The sequence below is a fragment of the Delftia sp. UME58 genome (genome assembly GCF_014170385.1).
Lineage (GTDB): Bacteria > Pseudomonadota > Gammaproteobacteria > Burkholderiales > Burkholderiaceae_C > Comamonas > Comamonas acidovorans.
The window spans coordinates 1-24,522 of record NZ_LZZV01000075.1 but is presented as its reverse complement, the minus strand read 5'-3'; the positions used below and the strand labels follow the sequence as shown (position 1 = coordinate 24,522).

Below are 24,522 nucleotides of genomic sequence, written 5' to 3'. Positions count from 1 at the left end.
GTAAAAAGCCGCCCCTAAGGGCGGCACGAGTCGATTCAGCTCAGTTCAGTTCAACGGCGCCAGTGACCATGCCCGTGGCCATGACCATGACCATGGCGGTATTCGCCACGGTAGCCGCCGCGATAGCCGTATCCGTATCCATAGCCGGGCACGACCACGACGGGCGGCGCGCGGTAGACGGCGCGCGGCGCGTAGTAGACCGGCGGCGGGGGCGCGTAGTAGATGGGCTGGGGCGGTGCCACATAGACGGGGGCAGGCGCGACATAGACGGGCGGGCCATACATGCCCGGCGAATTCAGGCTGATGGACCATTGCACATCGCCCCGGGCCTGGGCGGCGCCCGAAGCCATGAGGGCGGCCAGGGCCAGGCCGGCTGCTGCTGCTTTTGCAACCCACGGGGAAGCTGTCGTTGTCATGGTGTCTCTCCTCGAAGTTGGACAGGCGTGGCAGGCATTGCCGCTGGTGCCGCCTTCCCGCACTTTGGCACAGGGGGACGGCATACGCCCTGCATTCTCAACGCGCGAGAGGGGTCAACGGATGGCAGGCTTTCCTACAAGTTTGTTTCCAAATGCCTCAAGCCTTGTCTGGCGCGGCTGTCCGAAAGCCGTCCGGAGCGGGTCGGCAGGCGGGCGCCTACAATGCTGCGATGAGCTCTGCTGACGCCTCCCCCATCTCCAAAGATCCGGTCAAACCGAGTAACTTTCTGCGCCAAATCATCGAGGCCGACCTGGCCAACGGTACCCACGCCCAGCGCCGCTGGGGTGGAAGCCCCGGTGATGGCGACCACCACAACCAGGGCCAGGTGGACGTGGCGAAGATCCGCACACGCTTCCCGCCCGAGCCCAACGGCTACCTGCATGTGGGGCACGCCAAGGCCATCTGCCTGAACTTCGGCCTGGCGCGCGACTACGAGGGTGCCTGCCACCTGCGTTTCGACGACACCAACCCCGAGAAGGAAGACCAGGAGTACGTGGACGGCATCATCGATGCCGTCCATTGGCTGGGCTTCGGCTGGAAGGAAGCCGACGGTCACGAGAACCTGTACTTCGCCAGCAACTACTTCGACTTCATGTACCGCGCAGCCGAGTACCTGATCGAGCAGGGTCTGGCCTATGTGGACGAGCAAAGCGCCGACGACATGAAGGCCAACCGTGGCGATTTCTCGCGCCCCGGCGTGGACAGCCCGTTCCGCAGCCGCACGGTGGCCGAGAACCTGGCGCGCTTTCGCGAAATGCGCGACGGCAAGCTGCCCGATGGCGCTGCCGTGCTGCGCGCAAAGATCGACATGGCATCGCCCAACATCAACCTGCGCGACCCGGCCATCTACCGCGTGCGCCATGCCGAGCACCACAACACCGGCAACCAGTGGTGCATCTACCCGATGTACACCTTCGCCCATCCCATCGAGGACGCGCTGGAGCACATCACCCACAGCATCTGCACGCTGGAGTTCGAGGACCAGCGCCCGTTCTACGACTGGCTGCTGGACCATCTGCGCGAAGGCGGCCTGATCGCCGCGCCGCAGCCGCGCCAGTACGAGTTCTCGCGCCTGCACCTGACCTATGTGATCACCAGCAAGCGCAAGCTCAAGCACCTGGTGGACAACGGCATCGTCAGCGGCTGGGACGATCCGCGCATGCCCACCATCGTCGGCCTGCGCCGCCGCGGCTACACGCCCCAGAGCATCCAGGCCTTTTGCGAGCGCATCGGCGTGACCAAGGACTACGCCTGGATCGACTACTCCACGCTGGAAGGCTGCCTGCGCGAGGACCTGGAGAACCAGGCCCATCGCGGCATGGTGGCCCTGGACCCGCTCAAGCTGGAGCTGACCAACTGGGCCGAGGTCTTCGGCAGTGCCGAGCACCTGGAAGCCTGCGAGCTGCCCGCCCTGCCCCACGCCGCCGAAGGCCAGCAGGTGCCGGTGCGCCGCTTCACGCTGGGCCGCGAGGTGTGGATCGAGCGCGAGGACTTCGCCGAAGTGCCTCCCAAGGGCTACAAGCGCCTGTTCCCGGGCAACAAGGTGCGCCTGAAGGGCGGCTACGTGATCGAGTGCACGGGCTGCGAGAAGGATGCCGAGGGCAACGTCACCAAGGTGCTGGCCACCGTGGTGCCCGACACCAAGAGCGGCACGCCGGGTGCGGACAGCGTCAAGGTCAAGGCCGCCATCACCTGGGTGGGCGTGGCCGACGGCGTGCAGGCCGAGGTGCGCCTGTACGACCGCCTGTTCACCGACCCGCAGCCCGATGCGGGCGGCAAGGACTTCCTGGCGCTGCTCAACCCGGACAGCCTCAAGGTGGTGACTGCCTATGTGGAGCCTTCTCTGGCCAACGCGCAGCCTGACGACAAGTTCCAGTTCGAACGCTTCGGCTACTTCGTGGCAGACCGCAAGGACCATGCACCGGGCAAGCCCGTGTTCAACCGCGCAACGGGTCTCAAGGACTCCTGGGGCAAGTAGGCGCATGGCCCGCTGACGGGCACCTGCACCGCTCCTCCCGGAAGATGGCCCACCATCCTGCTTTGCAGGGGTGGGCCATCGCACATCGGCGCTTTTGCAGGGACCATGGCCTCAGCACAATGCCAGGCCATGAACCAAGTCTTGCCACAGGCGGCTTCCGCCGCCAAGTTCGACACCTCGCGCGCGGCCGAGTACGAGACGCAAAGCCGCATCGCCCTGGCCGGCTACGACGCCTGCCACGAGCTGGCCGCCTGCCTGCTGGCCGCCAGCCTGGATGCCGGCCCGAAGTCGGTGCTGATTGGCGGCGCCGGCGGCACGGGCCAGGAGATCCTGACCACGGCGCGGCTCAGGCCGCAGTGGACGTTCACGGCTGCCGACCCCTCGGCCCCCATGCTGGACCAGACCATGGACCGCATCGCGGCCGCCGGCCTGGCGGACCGGGTGCGGGCAGCACCCTGTGCGGCGGAGGATCTGCCCGCCGGCACGGTGTTCGACGCGGCCACGCTGATCGGCGTGCTGCACCACATTCCTGACGATGCGGACAAGCTGCGGCTGCTGCAGGCCCTGTCGGCGCGGCTGGCGCCGGGGGCGCCCTTCATCCTGGCCTGCAACCGCCACCGCTATGACAGCGAGCCGCTGTTCCTTGAAGCCTGGGCCATGCGCTGGCGCATGGCGGGCGTGGACGAGGCCGCCGTCCATGCGAAACTCGGCAAGATCCTGCAGGGCGCGGGTCCACCGGCCTCGGAGGAGGTGGTGGAGCAGATGCTGGCCCAGGCCGGTTTCGTGCAGCCCAAGCGCTTTTTCTCCAGCCTGTTCTGGTGCGCCTGGATTGCCTTCAAGGCCTGACCACGGAACCACTCAGCCGCTGAAACACCAGAACGCCCGGCGCCGGTTGACCCGTCCCTTTCACTCTTTTCCCTTTGATTTGCCTTTCAGCATGAACTTCTCCGCACGCCTTCAGCAACTGCCCACCGTCACCCACCTCGCCGCGCTGCAGTTGGCCGACGCCCAAGGCCAGGTCGTGGCCACCATCGAGAACAAGCCCGGCCAGACCGGCTCGCTGGCCGTGTACCACGCGCTGGCCGCGCTGTACGGCGGCAGCATCACGCCGGCCGCCGCCGAGCTGGGCCTGGAGTGGTATGCCGAGCACACGCAGGACGCCATCGCCTTCCCCGGCAAGCACCCCAACATCGACCGCCTGCTGGCCTGGTCCAGGGGTGCCGAGAGCTACCAGGCCCGCCTGATCGCGGCTTGATCGTGGCCTGAGCGCGGCTGGAGCGCGGCCTGATTCAGCCTGGGTAAACACCGCGTCACAGAAGTTGCGCGGACTGGGGGCATCGGCTGACACGCCGGTGTCAACGCAGCGCGCACTTTGGCGTTCAAATGACATGTGCCTTGCCGCTGCGGCGCGCAAGGCGTTCCTGCCCAGGAGAACGCAATGCTGCAATCCGCCGTGCCCACAGCACGCACCACGGCCCGCTCAACTTCCCACGCTGGCGCCCTGCGCCTGAGCGTGCTGGGCCTGGCCGCCGCCCTGGCGCTCAGCGCCTGCAACGAATCCCAGGACAAGCCCCCGCAGGCCGCCAGCGCGCCGCTGCCGCCTGCCACCGAAAGCGCCCAGCCCGTCGCCACGCCCGTGGCCTATGTGCCGCCTTCGGCCGAGACGCTCTATCAGATGGTGGCGCCCATTGCGCTGTACCCCGACAAGCTCGTGGCCCAGGTGCTGGCCGCCTCCACCTATCCCGACCAGGTCGGCGCCGCCGAGGTGTGGATGGGGCAGAACCCCGGCCTCAAGCCCGAGGAACTGCAAAACGCCGTCAACAGCCAGGACTGGGACCCTTCGGTCAAGTCGCTGGCGCAGTTTCCCAATGTGCTGGCGCAGCTGTCATCCAACATTCCCTGGACCACGGCCCTGGGCAAGGCCTACTACAACGATCCGGCCGATGTGATGAACGCCATCCAGGTGATGCGCCAGCGCGCCTACAAGGCCGGCACGCTCAAGGACTCCAGCCGGCTCAAGGTGGCCGTGGCCACGGCCGATGCCCCGCCCCCCGTGCCCCAGCCCGCACCGCAGGCCGTGGGCGAGCCGCTGTCATCCATGCTGCCCGTGCCGGTGATCGACACGCCGCCGCAATTCATCGAGATCGCACCTGCCCAGCCTGACACCGTCTATGTGCCGCAGTACGACCCGGGTGTGGTCTATGGCGAGCCCGTGCCCATGTACGGCGGATACCGCCCCATCGTGGCGCCGCAACCCGTATACGTGGGCAGTTCGGCCGCGCCCGTGGTGGCGGGGCTGATCGGCTTCGGCGCAGGCGTGATCCTGGCCGAGTCCGTGGACCGCCGCCCCTGGGGCTGGAACTCCTGGGGCATGCGCTGGGGCGAGCCCGGCTACCGCTGGCACCGCAACGAACCGCCGCCACCGCCCTCGCGCCGCCCGGCCGTGATCTACAACAACAACACCTACGTCTCGCGCTCGACCACGGTGGTGCAGAACATCCACAACACGCACATCAACAACGTTGGCAACGTCACCCACATCGCGAACAACCCGCACTTCGAGCCGCGCCGCCCTGACTTCCCGCAGCAAGGCGGTGATCCTCGCTCGGGCGACCCGCGCTCTGGCGACCCACGCTCTGGTGACCCACGTTCAGGCGGCATGGCAGCCGCGGCCCTGGCCGGTGCCGCAGGCATGGCCGGCGCCGCCGCAGCAGCGCACTCCGGCATGCCCCAACGCCTGGGCCTGAGGCCGCCGCAGGGCGGCCCGCCCCCGTCCGCCCAAGGCATGGTGCCGCCCGGCGGCACCCAGGGATTTGCCCGGCACGATGGCGCCGATCGCGGACGCCCGGGCCTCAGGCCTGATGACCGGCCCCAGGCCTCATTGCAGCCCCGGATGAACCCGGTGCCGGCCTCGCAGCCGGGCCAGTTCGGCAAGTGGCCACAGTCCCCTCAGTCTGCGCAATCGACCCCCTCATCCGCATCGGGTGCCGTGCAGCGACCCGCCCCAGCACTGCCTGCGGCAGCCATGCAGGGTGACAGGGGCCGCGACTCCCGCGTGCCTTCCTGGTCTTCCGCAGCCACGCAGCAGGGCATGAGGCCACAGGACCGGCAGATCGGCCAGGACAGGCAGGACCGTGACCGCTCCATGGCCGATGCAACGCGCCAGCGCCAGCAGCAACAGCAGCAAATGGAGACGCAGGCCGCCCGCCTTCGCGGCGAGGAACAGGCGCGCCAGCAACAGCAGCGCCAGGCCCAGATGCAGGCCCATGCGCAGATGCGGGATCAGGCGCGTGACCAGGCCCAGGCCCAGGTTCAGGCGCAAGCGCAGGCACGCCAGCAGGCCGAGCGCGATCGCCAGGCCTTGCAGCAGCGCTCCCAGGACCAGGCGCGCCAGCAGCAAATGCAGCAGCAGCAGCAGCAACAACAGCAGCAGGCACGCGCACAGGAGCAGATGCAGGCCAGGATGCAGGCCCAGCAGCAGGCGCAAAGACAGGCCCAGATGCAGGAGCGGCAGGCGCAGCAGCAAAGACAGCAGCAGTTCGAGGCTGCCCAGCAGCAACGCATGCAGGCCCAGCAAGCACAGCAGGCCCAGGCACAGGCGCGTGCCCAGCAGCAGCAGGCCCGCGCGCAGCAGGAGCAACGCCAGCAGCAGCAGCGCATGGCCAACGCGGCCCGCCCACAGGAGCGGCGCGGCGGGCGCGACGAGCGCCGGGACCGTTGAGCGGCCCGCGAGCGCATTTGAATGCCATGGCGTCATGGCGTTGAGGCGATGGCAAGCTGGCGCGCTGGCATGGCGGACAATGGGGCGCTCGACCACAGCTCCCCGCTTCCCTCATGCAGATACCGACGACGAATTCCCGCTCCCGCCGACTGTTTGTGCAATCCCTGTGCGCCTCGGGCGCGGGCCTGATCGTTCCCGCCTGGGCCGCCAAGGCCGCAGCCCCATCCATCGAATCCCCCTGGCCCCATGACAGCCGCGTGCCCGGTGGCGTGGCCCGCCTGTCGCTGGGACCATCGGCCCAGCGGCCCCAGGTGCTGGCCGGCGACGTGCCCGTGCTGGTGGTGGGCGACATGATCGAATGGACGGCCGTGGTCGGCATTGCGCTGTCGGTGGCGCCCGGCACGCATGGCGTGACGGTGAAGGGCGAAGGCGCACCGCGCACCCTGCCCTACGAAGTGCGCGACAAGAAATACACCGAGCAGCGCCTGAAGGTCTCGCCCAAGACCGTGGACCTGTCACCCGAGGACGATGCCCGCTACCAGCGTGAACGCGCCCACCAGCAGACCATCATGGCGCTGTTCACCGAGCCGCCTGCACGCCCTGGCGACCTGCGCATGCGCCAGCCCGTACCGGGCCGCCGCAGCAGCAGCTTCGGCCTGCGCCGCGTGTTCAACGGCCAGCCGCGCAATCCGCACAGCGGCATGGACATCGCGGCAGCCACGGGCACCAACGTCGTCGCGCCGCTGCCGGGCAAGGTGGTGGATGTGGGCGACTATTTCTTCAACGGCGGCACCGTGTGGCTGGACCACGGCGGCGGCCTGCTGAGCATGTACTGCCATCTGAGCAGCGTGCAGTGCAAGCTGGGCGATCAGCTGGACACGGGAGACGCCTTCTGCAAGGTCGGCGCCACGGGCCGTGTCACCGGCCCGCACCTGCACTGGGGCGTGATGCTCAACCGCACCATGGTGGACCCGGCGCTGTTCCTGGTGGCCTGAACGGGGCCGGCGCCCGCCGGCTTCAGTGGTCGGCCGAGGGAATGGTGTTGTGCGGCGCCACGGGCGTGGGCACGGCGACGGATTCGCGGTCCTGCGCCAGGTAGCGCGACACCAGTTCGAAGAAGCTGTCGTAGAAGCCGCTCTTGGCAATCGTCTCGCTGCCCACCTTGACCATGGAGTCGCTGCCCGAGGAGAACGGCAGCGACACCGACCCCAGCGCACCCACGCCCAGGCTGGCCGAGTTGGCGCTCTTCTTCAAGGTATAGCGGTCCTGCAGCGCCGTGACAAAGCCGATGCTGACCTGGCCGTCGGCGGTCTCCGGCACGCAGACCACGCGGATGTTCATCTGCAGGTTCAGTTCGGGGTCGGGCTGGAAGCTCTTGCTGCCTTCAATGAGTTCGGCCGTGCGCGCCATGGCGATGTAGCCCTGGCTCAGCAGTGCGCGGCGCGCGGCCTCGCAGGTCTGGGCCGGCGAGGCATCGAACATTCGCGAGAAGGTCTCGGTGGAGCCGAAGCTCTCCTGCACGGGCACATGCTGGGGAATGGTCGAGCCGCAGCCCGCAAGCATTGCAATGATGGCCAAAGCTCCCGCGTAGCGCATGCCACGCACCCTGTTTGCTGCACTCCAACGTCGATACACGAACCTGCTCCTTGCTCCGGCGCCGCAGCCTGCGGATGGCATGGCGGCTGGCCGCCTATTCTCACCCGAGCGCCATGCATCGGCCGCCAACTTTGCTGCAATCGGTTTTCTTCCTGCATCAAATTGATGCAAACGAATGTGAATAGCGCCCCGTTCTGACAGGCGGCGCGGCACATCTGCGTTATCGTGCCCGGATTCGCCCAAGGCCGGTGCGGGCCTGCGCCGCGCCAACAGGCCGTCAAAGCCCGCCGCGCCTGTGTCAGCGTCTGACCCAATCAACCAAGGAATACAAACATGAAGCCAAGCTGGACCTGGTGCCTGCCCGTGATCGTTACCATGGGGCTCGGCGCCTGCAGCCATATCGACAAGGGCGGCAATGCCGAAGAAGGTGCCAAGACCCAGGCGTCGGCCCCTGCCGGCCCGCCCGGTGATGCCCGATCGCTGACCGCCTACCACTGGAATCTTCGCCAGGCCTTCACGCCCCAGGGCACCGAAGACCAGAGCTGGTTCCTGACCGCCTCCTCGCGCAAGCGGCCCCTGCAACTGGAATTTGCCGACCAGCGCCTGGCCGTCAAGAATCTGTGCAACGTGGTGACCACGGGTTACCGCACCGAAGGCAACCGCATCGCCACGCAACGCGCCGCCAGCACGCTGATGGCCTGCGATGACGACCAACTGATGGCGCTGGAGCAAAAGGTGGCCCGCATCCTGCCCACGGCCAAGCAATGGTCCGTGCAACTGGGCGAAGGCAAGCAGCCTGCGCGCCTGACGCTCACCTTCATCGACGGCACGCGCTGGCAGTTCGACGGCTCGCCCACGGCCCAGACCCAGTACGGCAGCGCCGGCGAGCGCATCTTCCTGGAGGTGGCCCCCCAGCGCACGGCCTGCAATCACCCGCTGATCAAGGACTTCCAGTGCCTGCGCGTGCGCGAGATCCGCTACGGCGACAACGGCGTGAAGACCTCCACCGGCGAGTGGGAGAACTTCTACAGCGAGATCGAGGGCTACAAGCACGAGCCCGGCATCCGCAACGTGCTGCGCATCCAGCGCCACAAGCGCCAGAACGTGCCCGCCGATGCCTCGGCCTACGCGTATGTGCTGGACATGGTGGTCGAGAGCGAGCGCGTGGGCCGCTGACCCGCTGCAGCGTCTCGGCAAGTCCAGATCAAGGCCTGCATTGCGCAGGCCTTTTTCCTTGCAGGCTCACAGCACCGGGCTCAGCATCGCCAGCAGGTTGTTCCAGATGCGGCGCCCCCAGGGCCAGGCGTGGACCTGGGCGGCGGTGATGCGGTCGGACTGGCGGATGTAGTCGCCCTGGCGCTGGCGGATGGCGCGGGTCACGGCCTCGTCCTGCAGCAGCACGTTGTTCTCGAAGTTGAGGTCGAAGCTGCGCAGGTCCAGGTTGGTGGAGCCCACAAGGGCCACCTGCCCGTCCACGCACAGGGTCTTGGCATGCAGCAGGCCGGGGCGGAATTCATGGACGATGACGCCGGCCCGCAGCAGGTAGCGGTAGGTGCTGCGGCTGGCCGCGCCCACGATCCAGGAATCGTTGCGTGCCGGCAGGATGAGCGTGACCTGAACGCCGCGCCAGGCGGCGGCGCACAGGGCCTCCAGCACCGTGGCGTCGGGGATGAAATAGGGCGTGGAGATCACCACTTCGTGCCGCGCGCTGGCCAGCAGGGTGGACACCAGCTGCGAGGTGGAGCGCGGCCGCTCGGCCGGGCCTTCGGCAATGACGACGGCGGCAAAGCCTTCGGCGGGCATGTCGGCCGGCCCTGTTTCGGGTTCGGCGGCCAGGGGCATGGACAGTCCATGGTCCGCGCTGCGCGCCTGCGCCCAGTCGCTGGCAAAGACCTGCTGCATCTGCGCCACCACCGGGCCTTGCAGGCGCAGCATGATATCGACCCAGGGCGCGTAGCGGGCCTTCACGGCGAAGGCCTCGTCCGCGCAGTTCTGGCTGCCGCAATAGGTGATGACGCCATCGATCACGGTGATCTTGCGGTGGTTGCGCAGGTCCAGCCGGCTGGTGAACATCACCCTGAACGGATGGCTGGCCGGCAGGGCCACGGCCAGTTGCACGCCGGCCTGCGCCATCTGCTGCCAGAGGTCGGAGCGCAGCAGCGCGCGCGAGCCCAGCCCGTCCACCATGGCGCGGCAGACCACGCCACGCCGCGCCGCGCGCACCAGCGCCTGGCCCACGGCCGTTCCCGTGTCATCGGCCAGCCAGATGTAGTAGAGCACGTTGATTTCTTGCCGGGCGGCCTCCATGTCGGCCAGCATGCGGGCGCGGGCCTGGGCACCATCGGCCATGAGCTGCGCCGCGTGGCCCGGCTGCACGGCAAAGCGGTTGATGGACGCCGCGTAGCCGAAGGCCGCCTGCCATTGCGGCGCGATGCCCGCCACCGGCACGCCGCTGCCCGTGACCGGGGCGCCGGGCGCAAAGTCCTGCACCTTGCGGTACCGGGCCCGGCCTCGGCGGCGCAGCGTCACCTCGCCAAACAGGTAGTACAGCGCGCAGCTCGCATAGGGGAGCAGCACGATGACGGTGAGCCAGCCCATGCGCACGTCGGGCCGCACATCGTCGCGCAGCAGGATGCGCAGGCCAAAGCCTGCAATGAGCAACAGATGCAATGCAAGAAACAGCAAGGTCATGCAACCAGCATAGCCGGGGGCCTTGCAGCCCGGGTTGCGCGGGAGGGATGTTTCACGGCGGCAAACCGGGATCTGCGCGCGGCCGGCCTCGCCCCAGACAATGAGCCGGAATCCGATGCATTCGCCGATACTCGAATACAACGATAGTGCACACCCACATTCATGGATTTTTCCCGCTGCATGAAGAAGATGACCGTGGCGTGACGGTTATGCCCAGCGACTGTGGGCCTGCCTGTGGACAAGCTTCGGGACAACCCTGCATTGCCGCGCCAGCCATGGGTTTGCCGCAGGCGCTGAAAAAACAGGCAGATTGCGCAGATGCCGCAATGTTTCACGCGGCCGGGCTGCGCCGCGCAGGCCTGCGCCTCAGCGGAAGCGGAAACGGCCTTCGACGAACATGGAGGAGCGGTGGCCGCCCTCGCTGGCCGGGTCGGCAAACGACCAGAAGGCCTGCACCGTGCCCTGGGCCGTGTCGATGACCTGGCTGACGGTGAAGCCCGTTTTCTCGATCCAGTTGAGGAAGTGCAGGCTGTCGCTGACCTGCAGGTAGCTGAGCCGTTCGCAGCCATCGGATACATGGCCCAGGGAATCGACCACATGCCAGACCATCTGGCCTTGCGGCGTGTACCGCACATCAGCCTTGCTGTCGGGGAAGTCGATGACCGCTTCGCGCCCGATCAAGGTGCCGGCGTATTGCATGGACAACATGGACATGGTGTGTTGCTCCTCTGATGCGGGGTTCTGGCCTGACCCGTGATGGCATATTCTCGCGCCGCGCCGCAGGTGTTTGTGGGAGCAGGCCGCATGCCTTCGTCGGCAGCGCGGAGCAGGCGGCATGGCCAGCAAGGCGCCGGCATTTCGCAGATACTGCGCGTGCTCCTCCACGGATATCCGATCTTGCCCTCCTCCCCGCTTCCCCCCTCATCGGCCGACAGACTCGCTGCCGGCCTGCGCAGCAGCGCCTTCGTCCCCTTCGTCATGGCGCGCATGCTGTCCATGTTCGCCCAGCAGATGCAGGCGGTGGTCGTGGCCTGGCAGGTGTATGACCTGACGCGCGACCCCATGTCCCTGGCCTACGTGGGACTGGCCCAGTTCCTGCCCATGCTGGCGCTGCTGATTCCGGCCGGCGACCTCAGCGACCGCATGAGCCGCAAGCGCCTGCTGTCGGGCAGCTGGTCCGTGGCGGCCCTGTGCTCCCTGCTGCTGCTGTGGCTGTCCTGGCACGAGGGCGCGGCCGTGCACGATGTGCACTGGATCTATGCCGTGCTGGTGCTGTTCGGCTGCAGCCGCGCCTTCACGGGGCCGGCCCTTCAAAGCCTGCTGCCGCAGATCGTGCCGCGCGAGCAACTGGCCCAGGCGCTGGCCACCAACAGCATGCTGATGCGCACGGCCGCCATTGCCGCGCCCGTGCTGGGCGGCCTGCTCTACGCCTGGGGCGGCGCCGTGCTGACCTATGCGGTCTGCAGCGTGTCCCTGGTGCTGGCCGTGCTGCTGCTGGGCACGGTGCCCGTGCGCTTTGCCGGGGCCATGGCGCCGGCGGGCGGCTCGCTGTGGCAGCGCTTTGGCGAAGGCATCCATTTCATCCGCACGCGCCCCATCATCCTGGGCACGATTTCGCTGGACCTTTTCGCCGTGCTGCTGGGCGGCGTGGTGGCCCTGCTGCCCGTGTATGCGCACGAGGTGCTCAAGGTAGGCCCGGAAGGTCTGGGCCTGCTGCGCTCGTCCATGGCCGTGGGCGAGGTGGCCATGGGCCTGTGGCTGTCGGCCCGTCCCATCCAGCGCCATGTGGGCCGCGTGATGTTCGCCGCCGTGGCCATCTTCGGCGTGGCCAACCTGGTGTTTGCGCTGTCGCACTGGTTCTGGCTGTCCATGGCCGCCCTGATGCTGGCCGGCGCAGCCGACATGGTGAGTGTCTACATCCGCTCGGCCCTGGTGCAGTTTTCCACGCCCGACTCCATGCGCGGGCGCGTGAACGCGGTGAACATGCTGTTCATCGGCTCGTCCAACGAACTGGGCGAATTCCGCGCCGGCACCAGTGCCGCCTGGCTGGGCGCCGTGCCGGCTGCCGTGGTGGGCAGCCTGTGCACGCTGGGCGTGGTCGGCAGCTGGATGACCTTGTTCAAGCCGCTGCGCGACGTGGACCGGCTGGAAGACGCTGCACGCGTGGGCCAGGGCTAGGCTAGAGAAGTTCGGCGCGCAACTCGGCCGCGCTCCTGGGAGACAGCAGGCCGGGCGCCACGTCAAACACGGTCTTGCAGCCCGTCTGCCCCGACTGCTGCAGCCTGTGCACGGCGCGTGCACAGGCCACGAGCACGCTGGCCGTGAATTCCGGATTGCTGTCCAGCTGCAGGCGGTATTCGATGGAGTGGTGCAGCCCCTGCGAGCTGCGGCCGCTGCGGATGACGAATCCGCCATGCGGCATGGCCGCATGGTCACGGGCCAGTTCCTCGGCGCTGATGAAATGCACCGTGGTGTCGTATTCGTCAAAGTAATGCGGCATGCCGACGATGGCCTGGCGCAAGCCATCGGCATCGGCCCCCTGCTCCAGCACCACAAAGCACTCGCGCCGGTGGCGCTCGCGCGCGGACAGTTCGGGCCGCACGCCGCTGCGCACGCGTTGCACGGCCTCGTCCACGGGAATGGTGTACTGCACGCCCCCGGCCACGCCGGGAATGCGCCGAATGGCGTCCGAGTGCCCCTGGCTCAGGCCCTTGCCCCAGAAGGTGTAGGTGGCGCCATCGGGCAGCAGGGCCTCGCCCATGAGGCGCTGCAGGGAGAACATGCCCGGGTCCCATCCCGCCGAGATCAGCGCCGTGGTGCCGGCCGCGCGGGCGGCCGCATCCACCCGGTCGAAATGCCCGGGAATGCGCGCATGGGTGTCGAAGCTGTCCACCAGGCTGAAATGCGCGGCCAGCGCGGGCGACTGCTGCGGCAGGTCGTCCTTGGAGCCGCCGCACAGCACCAGCACGTCGATGCCGGCGCGATGAGCCAGCAGGCTGTCCATGCCGTGCACGGGCGTGCCGGGCTGCAGCGGACACAGCCGAGCCGGATCACGGCGGGTGTAGATGCCGGCCAGCGCCATGTCGGGGTTGCGGGCAATGGCCGCCTCCACGCCATGGCCCAGATTGCCGTGGCCGACGATGGCGATGCGGATGGGAGCGGTGCTGCGATGGTCCATGCGGTGTGGTGCGTTTGAGAGGGGTTCAGAAACTCCGGTTCACGCGGCGGCGCAGAACCTGGCGCGATCTTGCATCGCCCCGAAGCCGCCAGTCATACAACGGGAGGCAGCACTGCGTTGCCCTGCGCGCAGGTAGTGCCCGGCTGGATGCTCTTGCGCGGCAGAGCGCCTACACTCACGCCCTCATGTTCCCGCTCCCGCCCTCCCTCTCCCCATCCGATGTCTCCGCGCCCGACGATGCACCGCTGCGCATCCTCTGGCGCGACGAGCACCTGGTGGCGGTGTACAAGCCCGCAGGATGGCTGGTGCACCGCACGGGACTGGACGCGCACGAGACGCGCTTTGTGCTGCAGACCCTGCGCGACCAGCTGGGCTGCCATGTATACCCCGCGCACCGCCTGGACAAGGGCACCTGCGGCGTGCTGGTCATGGCCTTGCATTCACAGGCCGCCCAGCGGCTGGGCCAGGCCTTTGCCGGGCAGCAAGTGCACAAGCGTTACTTGGCGCTGGTGCGGGGCTGGCTGCCGGATGCGGTGGAGGTGGACCACGCGCTCAGGCCCGACGATGCGCCCGAGGACGCGCCAGCCCAGCCCGCACAGACTTCGCTGCGCTGCCTGGCGCGCCTGGAATGGCCCGAGGCCTTTGACCCGCGCCACGCGGCCACACGGATTTCACTGGTCCAGGCCCTGCCCGCCACGGGCCGGCGCCACCAGATACGCCGCCATCTCAAGCATGTGGCCCATCCCATCATTGGCGACGCCACGCATGGCAAGGGGCCGCTGAACCGCTGGTGGGCCGAGCGGCTGGGCCTGCAGCGGCTGTGGCTGCACGCCCATGCGCTGGAGCTGGCGCACCCGATGACGGGCGAGCCGCTGCGCTTCGAGGCCGACTGGCAGCAACTGGGCCATGTGACCGATGTGCAGCACTGGCGCGCGCTGTGCGCCCTGCCCGGCTGGCAGGCCTGTGCGGGCCTGCCGGCAACAGCCCGGCCGGGGCCGCTGGATCAGACAGATCCGGCAGGCGCGCCCGCGTCGGGCTGCTCCATCAGCGGCGCTGCCACATAGGCGTAGTCGGCCGAGGCATCGGCCTTGAGCACGCCAGACAGCAGCTCCACCAGGCGCTCGTTGCCCATCTTGAAGCCGCAGGCCTGGGCATGGCCACCGCCGCCGAAGCTCTCGGCCAGCGGAATGCAGTTGAACTCCGAGCGCGAGCGCAGGCCGATCTTCACGCCCTTGGTGCTGGCATGCCACATCAGCGCGAAGCTGCCGCTCTGGCGCGCCAGCAGGTCGCCGACCTGGCTGTGGAACATGCCCGGGCAGTTGACCATCAGCCCTTGCATGCCGTTGAAGACCAGGGGCTGGGCCGCCTCGGAAATGTCGGCGCACAGCTTCTGGAATTTTTCGTCCATGGCGCCGCCGCGCGCCATGAAGGCGGCTTCCTGCTCTGGCGTGAAGGCCGCGATCTCGGCCCAGCGCTCGAAGCTGCGCGGCTCCATGTCCAGCGCCGCGAGAAAGCCCGCGCTCTCGGCGAATTCCCACTTCCAGATGTCGCGGTCCTCGATGAAGCGGATCAGGCCGGGCACGGGCTTGTCGGCCTGGAAGAACTCCCAGGCCAGGCGCGCGCCGGACTTGTTCATGTCGAAGTGCACGACGCCGCAGCGGCACTGGTAGCCGCTCAGCTTTTCGGCGGCGCTCTTGTGGTGGTCCAGCACCACGAGCTTGGCCACGCGCGATTCGATCTCGGCCATGAGCTCGGGCTCGAAGGCAAAGTCCAGCACGTAGACGGCGCGGCCAGCCAGCTCGCCCAGATCGTCGGCCTTCTGGATCTCGCCATGGTCCAGGCCCCGGAATTCGGCCTGCCCGCCGTAGAACAGCCAGGCCGCCAGCGCCGCGCCGTAGCCGTCGGGGCAGCGGCGGCCATGGTAGAGGATCAGGGGCTGGGGATCGTCATGCTCGGGGCGCACGAACAATTGCAGGGGCAGGATGGTGTTTTTCATGATGGGGGCGATTGTCGGGCCTGGCGCCATTCCCCTGCACTTGCTCCAGCGCCCGGGCCCCCTTGGGCAGCCGGGCACTGTGCGGGCTGCTCGCAAGGAACGTAGCGCAAAGCCTGGGCAGTACAAGGCCTATCAACGCAGCAGGCGCCGCAGGCAAATCCCAGGACCTATCATGTCCGCCTTGTCATTGAATTGCTGCGACCGCCTGCGGACCCGCCGGGCGTGCAGGCCGCCGCGGCCCCTGTATGCGATCCACACCCGACATCACCCCCCATCTCGGCTCCCTGCTGAAGTTCCGCCACGACCTGCATGCCAACCCCGAGTTGCGCTACGAGGAGCACCGCACCGGCGACAAGGTGGCGGCCTACCTGATGGCGCTGGGACTGCAGGTGCACCGCGGGCTGGGCAGGACCGGCGTGGTGGCAAGCATCCACGGCCGGGGGCGCAGCGCCGCCAACCCGGGCCGCAGCATCGGCATACGGGCCGACATGGATGCGCTGCCGGTGACGGAGCTCAACGCCTTCGGCCACGCCAGCCAGAACCCGGGCTGCATGCATGCCTGCGGCCATGACGGCCACACGACCATGCTGCTGGGCGCGGCCACGCTGCTGGCGCAGCAGCCGGATTTCGATGGATCGGTGCACCTGATCTTCCAGCCCGCCGAGGAAGGCGGCGCAGGCGCCAAGGCCATGATGGAGGACGGCCTGTTCGACCGCTTCCCCTGCGAGGCCGTGTTCGCGCTGCACAACTGGCCTGCCTTGCCTGCCGGCGAGATGGCGGTGCGCGTGGGGCCCATCATGGCCTCCACGCTGCGCTTCGAGATCCGCGTGCACGGCAAGGGCGGCCACGCGGCCATGCCCCACACCACGCTGGACCCGATTCCCGTGGCCTGCGCCATCGTCGGCCAGCTGCAGAGCCTGGTGTCGCGCAGCACCGATCCGCTGGACAGCGCCGTGCTCACCGTGGGCAAGATCACCAGCGGCACGGTGGAGAACATCATTCCCGACGAGGCCAGCATCTTCGGCACGGTGCGCGCCCTCAGGGCCGAGACGCAGCAGATGTTCATCGAAGGCATGCAGCGCATCAGCGAGCATGTGGCAGCGGCCCATCTGTGCCGCGCGGAATTCATCCTCAAGCCCGGCTACCCCAACACCACCAACCACGCGCACGAGGCCCGCTTCATGGCCGACGTGATGCGCGAGGCGGTGGGCGAGGACCGCACCCACGCCGACATCCTGCCGGCCATGACGGCCGAGGACTTCGGCTTCATGCTGGAGGCCGTGCCCGGCGCCTATGGCTGGATAGGCAACGGCCCCGCCACGGGCGAGCCCGGCGTGGGCCTGCACAACCCCGGCTACGACTTCAATGACGACAACCTGGGGCGCGGCGCGCGCTTCTGGGACCTGCTGGCGCGCCGCTGGCTGGAACAGTCCGGGGCCTGAACGCCGTCACACGCAGGCCCTTGCGCCCGCTCTCACACGCCGGCCGGAGCGCCCAGCTGCAGGTCCACCCATTCGACGGCTGGCAGCGGCCGGCCGTAGTGATAGCCCTGGAACAGCACGTCCTGGTTCCAGGCCCGCAGCGTGCCGGCCTGCTCTTCGGTCTCCACTCCTTCGGCCACCACGCGCAGGCGCAGGCGTCTGGCCAGCAGCAGGATCGCCTCGACCATGGCGGCATTGCCCGGCGAGGTATGGCAGTCCTGCACAAAGGACTTGTCGATCTTCAGTTCACGGAACGGCAGCCGCTGCAGATAGGCCAGCGATGAATAGCCGGTGCCGAAGTCGTCCAGCCCCATCTCCACGCCCAGCAGCTGCAGCTCGGCCATGCGCTCGCGCGCCTCGTCCACATCGCGCATGACCACGCTTTCGGTGACCTCCAGCGTGAGGCGGCGCGGGTCGGCCCCGGTTGCGGCCAGGATGCGCTTGAGCTTGTCCACCACGTCGGGCTGGCGGAACTGCCGCCAGCTGACGTTGACCGACAGCCGCCAGCCCTGCTGCACGAACTCGGGCCGCACCAGCATGCGGCAGGCCTGCTCCAGCATCCAGTCGCCCAGTTGCACGATCAGGTCCGATTCCTCGGCCACGGGAATGAAATCACCGGGCTCGACCATGCCCAGGCGCGGATGGTTCCAGCGCACCAGCACCTCGGCGCCCACGCAGCGTCCCGCATGGTCCACCTGGGACTGCAGATAAGGCTGCAGCTCGCCGGCAGGAATGGCGCGGCGCAAGTCCTTTTCGATGCGAAAGCGCTTGCCCACGGCCTCGGCCATGTCGGGCTGGAAGATGACGACCTGGCCCAGGCCGGCCTGCTTGGCCTGGTGCAGGGCCACGCCCGCGCGGCGAAGCACATCATGGCCACCGCTGTCGGTACGCGAGGCGGCGAAGCTGGCCGCGCCAATGCTGCAGCTGGCCTGCACTTCCTCGCCGGTTTCCTCCAGCCACAGCGGCCGCTCCAGCGCGTCCTGCAGCACCTGGGCCAGGGCGCGCATGTGCTGGTCCACCTCTGCCGCCTCCTGGCCGGCCTTCTCCAGCAGCACGGCGAATTCGTCGGCGCCCATGCGGGCCAGCAGCACGCCGTCGGGCAGGGCATCGGCCAGGCGCAGCGCCAGCGCGCCCAGCAGCGCATCGCCACGCACCGTGCCGCGCACATCGTTGAAGGCGGTGAATCGGTCCATGTCCAGCAGCAGCAGGCCGTGGCGCGGCTCCCCACCCTTGCCGCCGTCGCGGAACTCACGCGCCAGCGCGCGCAGGCGCTGGGTCAGCGACAGGCGGTTGGGCAGGCCGGTGAGCGCATCGAAATGCGCCAGGGCATGGATCTGGCGTTCCGCGCGCATGCGCTCGGACAGGTCCTGCTTGAGTTCCACATAGTTGACGATGCTGCCATCCGAGGCGCGTATGGGCGCCACCAGCACGGCCTCGGGCAGGTCCTCGCCCTGGCGCGTGCGGTTGGTCATCTGCCCGCGCCACAGCGCGCCCCGGCCCAGTTGGTGCAAGGCCTCTTCCCATGCAGGCGCGTCCAGGCCCATGGTGGAGTAGCGGTGCGTGGGCTGGCCCAGAACCTCGTTGCGCGCAAAGCCGGTGCGCTGCAAAAAGGCCTCGTTCACGTAGACGATGTTCTGGTGCACGTCGGTGATGACGATGCTTTCGGGGTTCTGCTCCACGGCGCGGTAGAACTTGCGCAGATCGTCCTGGTGCTGCTCCAGCGAGCCCAGCGTGTCCTGCAGTTCCTGGGCACGGCGGATCAGGCTGCGCCTTGCCATCAGCGTGACCGTGCCCGTCAGCCCCAGCATGCCCACGAAGTACAGCATGGAGAACACGGGCGAGGTCTCGCGCTGGCCTATCCAGTCGACCCCCTCGCGGCCCGCCACCCAGAACGCGGCCATGGCCAGTACGGACAGCACCAGCATGGCCAGCGTGGTGCGCACGCCCAGCACCCAGGCGCACATGACGAGCAAGGCCGGAAAGGCCAGCACCGAGCTGCTTTGCACGCCGCCCGTGGCGGCCACCACGGTCACGGCTGCCACCCAGGTGCCCCAGACCAGAAGATTGGAGGCCAGCCTCCAGTGCCGGCGCCAGCCCAGCAGCACGGCGCCGAAGCTCACGCCGGCGGCCACCAGGTTCAGCCGCACGCTGGGCCAGGGAATGGGGTCCTGCGTCAGAAGCGCCATGGCCAGGAGCACGGTGAGGCTGGTGATCCATAGGCTGCCGACCAGAACGACCCGGCGCAGGGACAAATGGATTTCCGCCTCGACTCGATGACGCCGCATGAAAAAGCCCCGACTGAGAAAGAACAATCAACATGCTAGCGGCCAGTGGCGCCAACGGCTGTGGTGCTTGTGCCACCGCCCCGGTCGGACGTCCTCTTGCACCAAACGGGGGATGCCGGCGCTGGCCGGCGGTGGTTCAAGGCGCGCTTTTGCGCTCGCGCGGGGGGCGCTTGCGCGCCTTGTTGGCGTCCTTGCGGGCCTGGCGCTCGGCATCGCGTGCCTGGCCCACGGCCAGCCACTGCGCGTATTCGTCGGGTGTCTCCAGCGTGATGCGGCCCAGGATCGCTGCGCGGAAATCCGTGAGCACCAGCTCGGCAGCTTTTTGCAGATTGACACGTCCGCCGCTCATCATGGCGCCGCGGCGCCGGCCGATGGCGTCCAGCAGTTCGTCGTCATGCAGGGCGGCAATGCGTTCGTTGTCCAGGCCCAGCTTGTAACGCGCCTCCAGCAGGTCCGCGTACGTCTTCTGCAGATAGCCCAGCAGCTCCAGCGCCACCAGTTCCTCGTCATAGGCGTTGCGGCCCACGGCGCCGCTGGCGGCCAGGTTGTAGCCGCTTTGCTCGACGATGATGCGCGGCCACAGCATGCCGGGCGTGTCCCAGAGGTAGAAGTCGTCGGCCAGCACGATGCGCTGCTCCAGCTTGGTGATGCCGGCCTCGTCCCCCGTCTTGGCCTGCCGCTTGCCACTCATGGAGTTGATCAACGTGGACTTGCCCACGTTGGGAATACCGCAGATCAGCACGCGCATGGGCTTGGCCATGCCGCCACGGTTCGGGGCCAGCAGCTTGCAGGCCTCGATCAACCGGCGCGTGGGCGCGGGCTCGGAGGCGTCCAGCGCAATGGCGCGCGTGTCGCTCTGGGCGTTGTACCAGTCCAGCCAAAGCGGCGTGCGCGCGGCATCGGCCAGGTCCTGCTTGTTGAGCACCTGCAGGCGCGGCTTGTGGCCCGTCAGCTCCTGCAGCAGCGGGTTGCTGCTCGACCCCGGCAGGCGCGCATCCAGCACTTCGATGACCACATCGATTTCCTTGACGCGCTCGGTGATCACCTTGCGCGTGAGATTCATGTGACCGGGGAACCACTGTATGGCCATGGGATTACTTTCTGGGAAACGGGGGAACTGGCAGGGGCGCAAGGATAATTCATGGCTTGCGCAGACAGGATGGAGCATCGCGCTGCGCACCAGCGCAAACCGCAGGCTTCATTCTTTCTTGCGCAAGCCGCAATTGTCCCCCGCTTTTACGCCCCGCCTCACTGCCTATGTCCTTGCCCGATACCCCCACTTCCCGCTCCGCCTCGCGCAAGGCCGACATCGAACTGTTGATCAAGGGAGTGACCTGCGCCGTGATCGGGCTGGTGATCCTGCTGGCGCCGCAGTTCATGGCACCCGGGGGCATCGTGCAGATGATGGCCCAGTCGTACCTGGTCGGCTGGTTCGCCCTGCTGCTGGGCACGGCCTTCATCGTGCTGTTTGCGGTGCGCCGCAGCAAGGCGCGGCGCTGAGCATGGTGCAGGGCCCGCTGGAGCAGGCGCTGTCGCAGATCGGGCAGTGGCAGCAGCGTGCCCGGGCTGCGGGCATTGCACTGCGCCCGGCGCCACCCCAGCCCACCAGCTGCTGCGGCCGCGGCTGCAACGGCTGCGTCTGGGAAGGCTTCTACGACGCCGTGCTGTTCTGGTGCGAGGATGCAGGCCAGGCCCTGAGCGGCGGACCTGGCTGAGGCACGGTCAGCGCAGGTTCTCGGGCGCCATGTAGCGCAGGCGCCATTCCTCGAAGGACAGCGTGTCTGCGGCCTCGATGTCGCGCTGGTCCTGCACGGACTGCGCCGACCATTGCTCGAAGCGCTGCTGCTGCGCCTCGCTCCAGGGCAGGGCCAGCAGCGAATCGCGGGCCTGCTCGGACCGGGCCAGCGTGAAGCGCGAGAAGCTGTTGCCGTACTCGCCCGTCAGCTCGCCCAGCACATGGGCCGACGGCGTGCGCTCCGGATGCTCCAGGCGCTCCAGCGCCTGGGCCAGCGCGGCGCTGTAATCCTGCGTGCCGTGCGTGCTGTCCAGCGCCTGGGCATAGGGGCGGCACTGGTCCAGCACTTCATGGGCCCAATCGCGCAGCGGCACCTCGCGGCCCGCGCGCACCAGCTGCAGGCCGGGCTCGCGGCCGCGCTCGGCGGTCAGGTGCTGGTTGTGCTTGAGTTCGGCGATCTCGGCCGGCGTATCGGGCGGGCTGTCGGCATTCAGGCAGTGCAACAGGAACACGTCCAGCATGCGCATGGTGGGGGCGGCAATGCCCACGTCCTCGAAGGGATCGAGGTCCATCAGGCGCACTTCCACATACTCCACGCCGCGCTCGCGCAGGGCATGCAGCGGGCGCTCGCCACGGCTGACGGTGCGCTTGGGACGGATGGTGCCGTAGAACTCGTTCTCGATCTGCAGCAGGCCCGTGCCCAGCTGGTTGTAGTCGCCGCCCGGATTGCGCACGCCCAGCATCTCGTAGGCGGGATAGGGACGGGTCAGCGCCTCGTGCAGCGAATTCGCATAGCCTTCCAGGCCGTTGTAGCTGACGTTGATGCTGGCCTGCGCATCGCTCTGGTAGCCCAGGCGGCCCATGCGCAGCGAGGTGGCATGGGGCAGGTACAGCGCCTGGCCCGTATCGCCCAGCGGCTGCAGGCCATGCTCGCGCCCCTCGACGAAACAGGCACACAGCGCGGGCGATGCGCCGTACAGATACAGCAGCACGAAGGCGTGGCGCCGGAAATTGCGGATCAGCGAGAAGTACTGCTCGCTGGCCACGCCGGGCAGCGACCAGTTGTAGTGGATGCCCGAGATGGTCTGCATGCGCCGGCCATAGCGATGGCCCAGGCCCATGCGGTACACGCTCTTGGATCGACCCGAATGCGAGGAGCCATAGCGCGCCAGCGGAATCGTCTCGTCCGTGGGCAGCTGGCAGGGCATGCTGGACGACCACAGCATCTCGCCGCCCGCATCGCGCAGGCTGCGCAGCACGAACTGGTGGATCTGCACCAGCTCGTCCAGGCATTCCTGCACGCCCAGGCGCGCGCCCGTGATCAGCTCGATCTGCGATTCGCTGTAGTCGGTGGTGATGTGCGGATGCGTGAGCGCCGAGCCCAGTGCCAGGGGATGCGGCGTCAGCGCCAGGCTGCCGGAAGGCAGCACGCGCAGGCCCTCCTTTTCTATGCCACGGCGTATGCCCTTGAGCCGCTGGGGATCGGGAACCGCCATGGATGCCTGCGATGTTTTCATTCTTGTTTACCGATTCGTTGATGGGCACCGGCCCACACGGAAACCACCAGGATTCCCGGCGGACCCGACCCGGACGCCGAATGATAGAGAAACGGCAGGAAACGCGATGGTGCCTGTCCGCTTAACCACGCGTTTTGGCCTGTTGCCCCGCATGGCATCGCCGCGAGCGAAAGGAATATGTCAGAGTTTCGCCCTCCTGCCCGGCCCCGTCTTGACGCCGGGCAAGGGCAGGCCGGCAAGCGGCGGGGCCGCCGCCGGACGCTGCGCGACCGCCCCGCTTCATCAACGGGCAGCTGCCATGGCCTTGCCCACTTCCAGCGTGCCCTGGGCGGCGCCGCTGGCGGGCACCTGCTCACCGCTGCGGTCCAGCACCTGGGCCAGTTGCGCGGCCAGCTGTTCCGGCACCTGGTCACCCTGGCCCAGGTAAACGCCTTCGGTCAGCGTGATGAAGGCGGCCTCGAAGCCGCCCGCGCCTGCGCACAGCGTGGTACGTGTGGGCGCACTTTCGTGGGCCAGCACCAGCATGGCGGGCACCACGGCCTCGGGCCTGAGGGCGGCCAGCACGGCCTCGGGCATCAGGCCTTCGGTCATGCGCGTGGCCGCCGTGGGGGCCAGTGCATTCACGTGGATGCCGTGCTTGGCGCCTTCGATGGCCAGCGTCTGCATGAGGCCGACCTGGGCCAGCTTGGCCGCGCCGTAGTTGGCCTGGCCGAAGTTGCCGTACAGGCCCGTGGACGAGGTGGTCATCACGATGCGCCCGTAGTTCTGCGCCTGCATGTGCGGCCACACGGCCTTGCAGCAATGGGCGGCGCCCATCAGGTGCACTTCCACCACCAGGCGGAAATCATCCATGTCCATCTTGGCGAAGCTCTTGTCGCGCAGGATGCCGGCGTTGTTGACCAGGATGTCCACGCGGCCCCAGGCATCGACGGCCTGCTGCACCATGGCCTGCACGGCCGCGAAATCGGTGACCGACGCGCCATTGGCCAGCGCCTGGCCGCCCGCCGCGCGGATCTCGTCCACCACGGCCTGGGCCGCCGTGGCCGAGCCACCGCTGCCATCGACCGCGCCGCCCAGGTCATTGACCAGCACCTTGGCGCCGCGCGCCGCCAGCGCCAGCGCATGCAGGCGCCCCAGGCCGCCGCCGGCCCCCGTCACGATGGCCACGCGGCCTTCAAACTCAATCGCCATGGAGATGCTCCCTTTGTTGCATTGGATGCCGGCTCCGCCCGCCGGATGGCAAGGCGCCGGTCACCCAGCAATGTAGACGGACGCCGCCTTCATTCCGGTTGCCCAAGCGACTGCGGCAGGCCTGCCGGCCTTGTCCCCATCATTTCGTGACAAGCCTGTGGACAACCATGTGCTGGCCCGGGACTGGTGGCCCAAGCGGTTGTTTTGAATGGATTTTTTTCTTTTGCCTATTTTTTAACCAAATCCACAAGTCGTCTGCCCGACTTATCCCGTCTCACCCTGAACAATCTTGTGAACAACTTCCACAGCGGTCGGGATAAGCCACACAAGTCATTGATTCAAAAGAAAAACATGCGACCCGCTTAAAAAACAGGCAGAAGACCCCGGATTTTCGGGCCGCGTCCCGCTTATCCACCGCGCAGCCCGCATGTACGCATTTACCCCCATCCGTACTGGACAAGCATGTGGACAAGCGGCTGCAACGGCCTGATTTCGCGGTTAAGTCATTGATTTGAAATACAAGCCCTGCGATTGACTAAAAAACAGGCAAACACCGGAATTCCGGACCTGCACCGACCTGCTCCGTATCGCATACAAATGCAGGCTCGGCAGACCCCATCCAAAGCAGACGCCCATGAGCCATGGATTCACCTACCTCCTCCCCCACACCTCCCCC

At 68.0% G+C, this 24,522-nt stretch carries 21 protein-coding genes; 11 read left to right on the top strand and 10 right to left on the bottom strand.

Annotated features, from left to right (window positions below):
* Nucleotides 1-50 precede the first annotated feature (50 nt).
* Nucleotides 51-416: a hypothetical protein gene (locus A9976_RS19295; protein WP_183020344.1), complete on the bottom strand. Its 366-nt coding sequence runs from the start codon at nucleotides 414-416 to the stop codon at nucleotides 51-53.
* 230 nt (nucleotides 417-646) lie between these two features.
* On the opposite strand from A9976_RS19295, the gene A9976_RS19290 reads away from it, so the two are divergent.
* From A9976_RS19290 to A9976_RS19270, 5 genes are all read left to right on the top strand, one after another.
* Nucleotides 647-2,455: a glutamine--tRNA ligase/YqeY domain fusion protein gene (locus tag A9976_RS19290; protein WP_183020343.1), complete on the top strand. Its 1,809-nt coding sequence runs from the start codon at nucleotides 647-649 to the stop codon at nucleotides 2,453-2,455.
* Nucleotides 2,456-2,584: 129 nt separating this feature from the next.
* Nucleotides 2,585-3,301, top strand: coding sequence for a class I SAM-dependent methyltransferase (locus tag A9976_RS19285; RefSeq protein ID WP_183020342.1), 717 nt, complete (start codon nucleotides 2,585-2,587; stop codon nucleotides 3,299-3,301).
* Nucleotides 3,302-3,392: 91 nt separating this feature from the next.
* Nucleotides 3,393-3,710: a DUF2322 family protein gene (locus A9976_RS19280; RefSeq protein ID WP_183020341.1), complete on the top strand. Its 318-nt coding sequence runs from the start codon at nucleotides 3,393-3,395 to the stop codon at nucleotides 3,708-3,710.
* A gap of 183 nt (nucleotides 3,711-3,893) precedes the next feature.
* Nucleotides 3,894-6,176: a DUF3300 domain-containing protein gene (locus tag A9976_RS19275; RefSeq protein ID WP_183020340.1), complete on the top strand. Its 2,283-nt coding sequence runs from the start codon at nucleotides 3,894-3,896 to the stop codon at nucleotides 6,174-6,176.
* Nucleotides 6,177-6,289: 113 nt separating this feature from the next.
* Complete coding sequence (locus A9976_RS19270) at nucleotides 6,290-7,171, top strand: peptidoglycan DD-metalloendopeptidase family protein (protein WP_183020339.1); 882 nt, start codon at nucleotides 6,290-6,292, stop codon at nucleotides 7,169-7,171.
* Nucleotides 7,172-7,193: 22 nt separating this feature from the next.
* Here A9976_RS19270 and A9976_RS19265 read toward each other — a convergent pair whose 3' ends face one another.
* Entirely contained in the window at nucleotides 7,194-7,772 is a 579-nt protein-coding gene (locus tag A9976_RS19265; RefSeq protein WP_183020338.1) for a DUF2242 domain-containing protein, read from the bottom strand.
* Between the two features lie 333 nt (nucleotides 7,773-8,105).
* On the opposite strand from A9976_RS19265, the gene A9976_RS19260 reads away from it, so the two are divergent.
* Nucleotides 8,106-8,948, top strand: coding sequence for an META and DUF4377 domain-containing protein (locus tag A9976_RS19260; RefSeq protein WP_183020337.1), 843 nt, complete (start codon nucleotides 8,106-8,108; stop codon nucleotides 8,946-8,948).
* 66 nt (nucleotides 8,949-9,014) lie between these two features.
* Here A9976_RS19260 and cls read toward each other — a convergent pair whose 3' ends face one another.
* Nucleotides 9,015-10,463, bottom strand: coding sequence for a cardiolipin synthase (gene cls, locus A9976_RS19255; protein WP_183020336.1), 1,449 nt, complete (start codon nucleotides 10,461-10,463; stop codon nucleotides 9,015-9,017).
* 366 nt (nucleotides 10,464-10,829) lie between these two features.
* Nucleotides 10,830-11,177 (bottom strand): MoaF-related domain-containing protein, encoded by a 348-nt coding sequence (locus A9976_RS19250; RefSeq protein ID WP_012204400.1) that lies wholly within the window; start codon nucleotides 11,175-11,177, stop codon nucleotides 10,830-10,832.
* Nucleotides 11,178-11,267: 90 nt separating this feature from the next.
* Here A9976_RS19250 and A9976_RS19245 point away from each other — a divergent pair, with 90 nt between their 5' ends.
* Nucleotides 11,268-12,641: an MFS transporter gene (locus tag A9976_RS19245; RefSeq protein ID WP_183020335.1), complete on the top strand. Its 1,374-nt coding sequence runs from the start codon at nucleotides 11,268-11,270 to the stop codon at nucleotides 12,639-12,641.
* Nucleotide 12,642: 1 nt separating this feature from the next.
* Here A9976_RS19245 and A9976_RS19240 read toward each other — a convergent pair whose 3' ends face one another.
* Nucleotides 12,643-13,641, bottom strand: coding sequence for a diaminopimelate dehydrogenase (locus A9976_RS19240; protein WP_183020334.1), 999 nt, complete (start codon nucleotides 13,639-13,641; stop codon nucleotides 12,643-12,645).
* A 185-nt stretch (nucleotides 13,642-13,826) separates the two neighbouring features.
* Here A9976_RS19240 and A9976_RS19235 point away from each other — a divergent pair, with 185 nt between their 5' ends.
* Nucleotides 13,827-14,705, top strand: a complete 879-nt coding sequence (locus A9976_RS19235; RefSeq protein WP_183020333.1) for a pseudouridine synthase — start codon at nucleotides 13,827-13,829, stop codon at nucleotides 14,703-14,705.
* Here A9976_RS19235 and A9976_RS19230 read toward each other — a convergent pair.
* Nucleotides 14,645-15,637, bottom strand: a complete 993-nt coding sequence (locus tag A9976_RS19230; protein WP_183020332.1) for a DHH family phosphoesterase — start codon at nucleotides 15,635-15,637, stop codon at nucleotides 14,645-14,647. The genes A9976_RS19235 and A9976_RS19230 overlap by 61 nt on opposite strands.
* 245 nt (nucleotides 15,638-15,882) lie before the next feature.
* On the opposite strand from A9976_RS19230, the gene A9976_RS19225 reads away from it, so the two are divergent.
* Nucleotides 15,883-17,079 (top strand): M20 aminoacylase family protein, encoded by a 1,197-nt coding sequence (locus A9976_RS19225; protein WP_183020331.1) that lies wholly within the window; start codon nucleotides 15,883-15,885, stop codon nucleotides 17,077-17,079.
* Between the two features lie 32 nt (nucleotides 17,080-17,111).
* Here A9976_RS19225 and A9976_RS19220 read toward each other — a convergent pair whose 3' ends face one another.
* Nucleotides 17,112-19,403: a bifunctional diguanylate cyclase/phosphodiesterase gene (locus A9976_RS19220; protein ID WP_183020330.1), complete on the bottom strand. Its 2,292-nt coding sequence runs from the start codon at nucleotides 19,401-19,403 to the stop codon at nucleotides 17,112-17,114.
* Between the two features lie 136 nt (nucleotides 19,404-19,539).
* Entirely contained in the window at nucleotides 19,540-20,493 is a 954-nt protein-coding gene (ylqF, locus tag A9976_RS19215; RefSeq protein WP_183020329.1) for a ribosome biogenesis GTPase YlqF, read from the bottom strand.
* Between the two features lie 167 nt (nucleotides 20,494-20,660).
* On the opposite strand from ylqF, the gene A9976_RS19210 reads away from it, so the two are divergent.
* Both A9976_RS19210 and A9976_RS19205 read left to right on the top strand, forming a co-directional pair.
* Nucleotides 20,661-20,903: a hypothetical protein gene (locus A9976_RS19210; protein ID WP_183020328.1), complete on the top strand. Its 243-nt coding sequence runs from the start codon at nucleotides 20,661-20,663 to the stop codon at nucleotides 20,901-20,903.
* Nucleotides 20,904-20,905: 2 nt separating this feature from the next.
* Nucleotides 20,906-21,118 carry an oxidoreductase-like domain-containing protein gene (locus tag A9976_RS19205; RefSeq protein WP_183020327.1) on the top strand — a complete coding sequence of 71 codons (213 nt, stop codon included), beginning with the start codon at nucleotides 20,906-20,908 and terminating at the stop codon, nucleotides 21,116-21,118.
* A 7-nt stretch (nucleotides 21,119-21,125) separates the two neighbouring features.
* Here the strand turns inward: A9976_RS19205 and gshA are convergent, their stop codons facing one another.
* Both gshA and A9976_RS19195 read right to left on the bottom strand, forming a co-directional pair.
* Nucleotides 21,126-22,655: a glutamate--cysteine ligase gene (gene gshA / locus A9976_RS19200; protein ID WP_183020326.1), complete on the bottom strand. Its 1,530-nt coding sequence runs from the start codon at nucleotides 22,653-22,655 to the stop codon at nucleotides 21,126-21,128.
* Between the two features lie 282 nt (nucleotides 22,656-22,937).
* Entirely contained in the window at nucleotides 22,938-23,846 is a 909-nt protein-coding gene (locus tag A9976_RS19195) for an SDR family NAD(P)-dependent oxidoreductase (RefSeq protein WP_099752083.1), read from the bottom strand.
* Nucleotides 23,847-24,522: the final 676 nt, after the last annotated feature.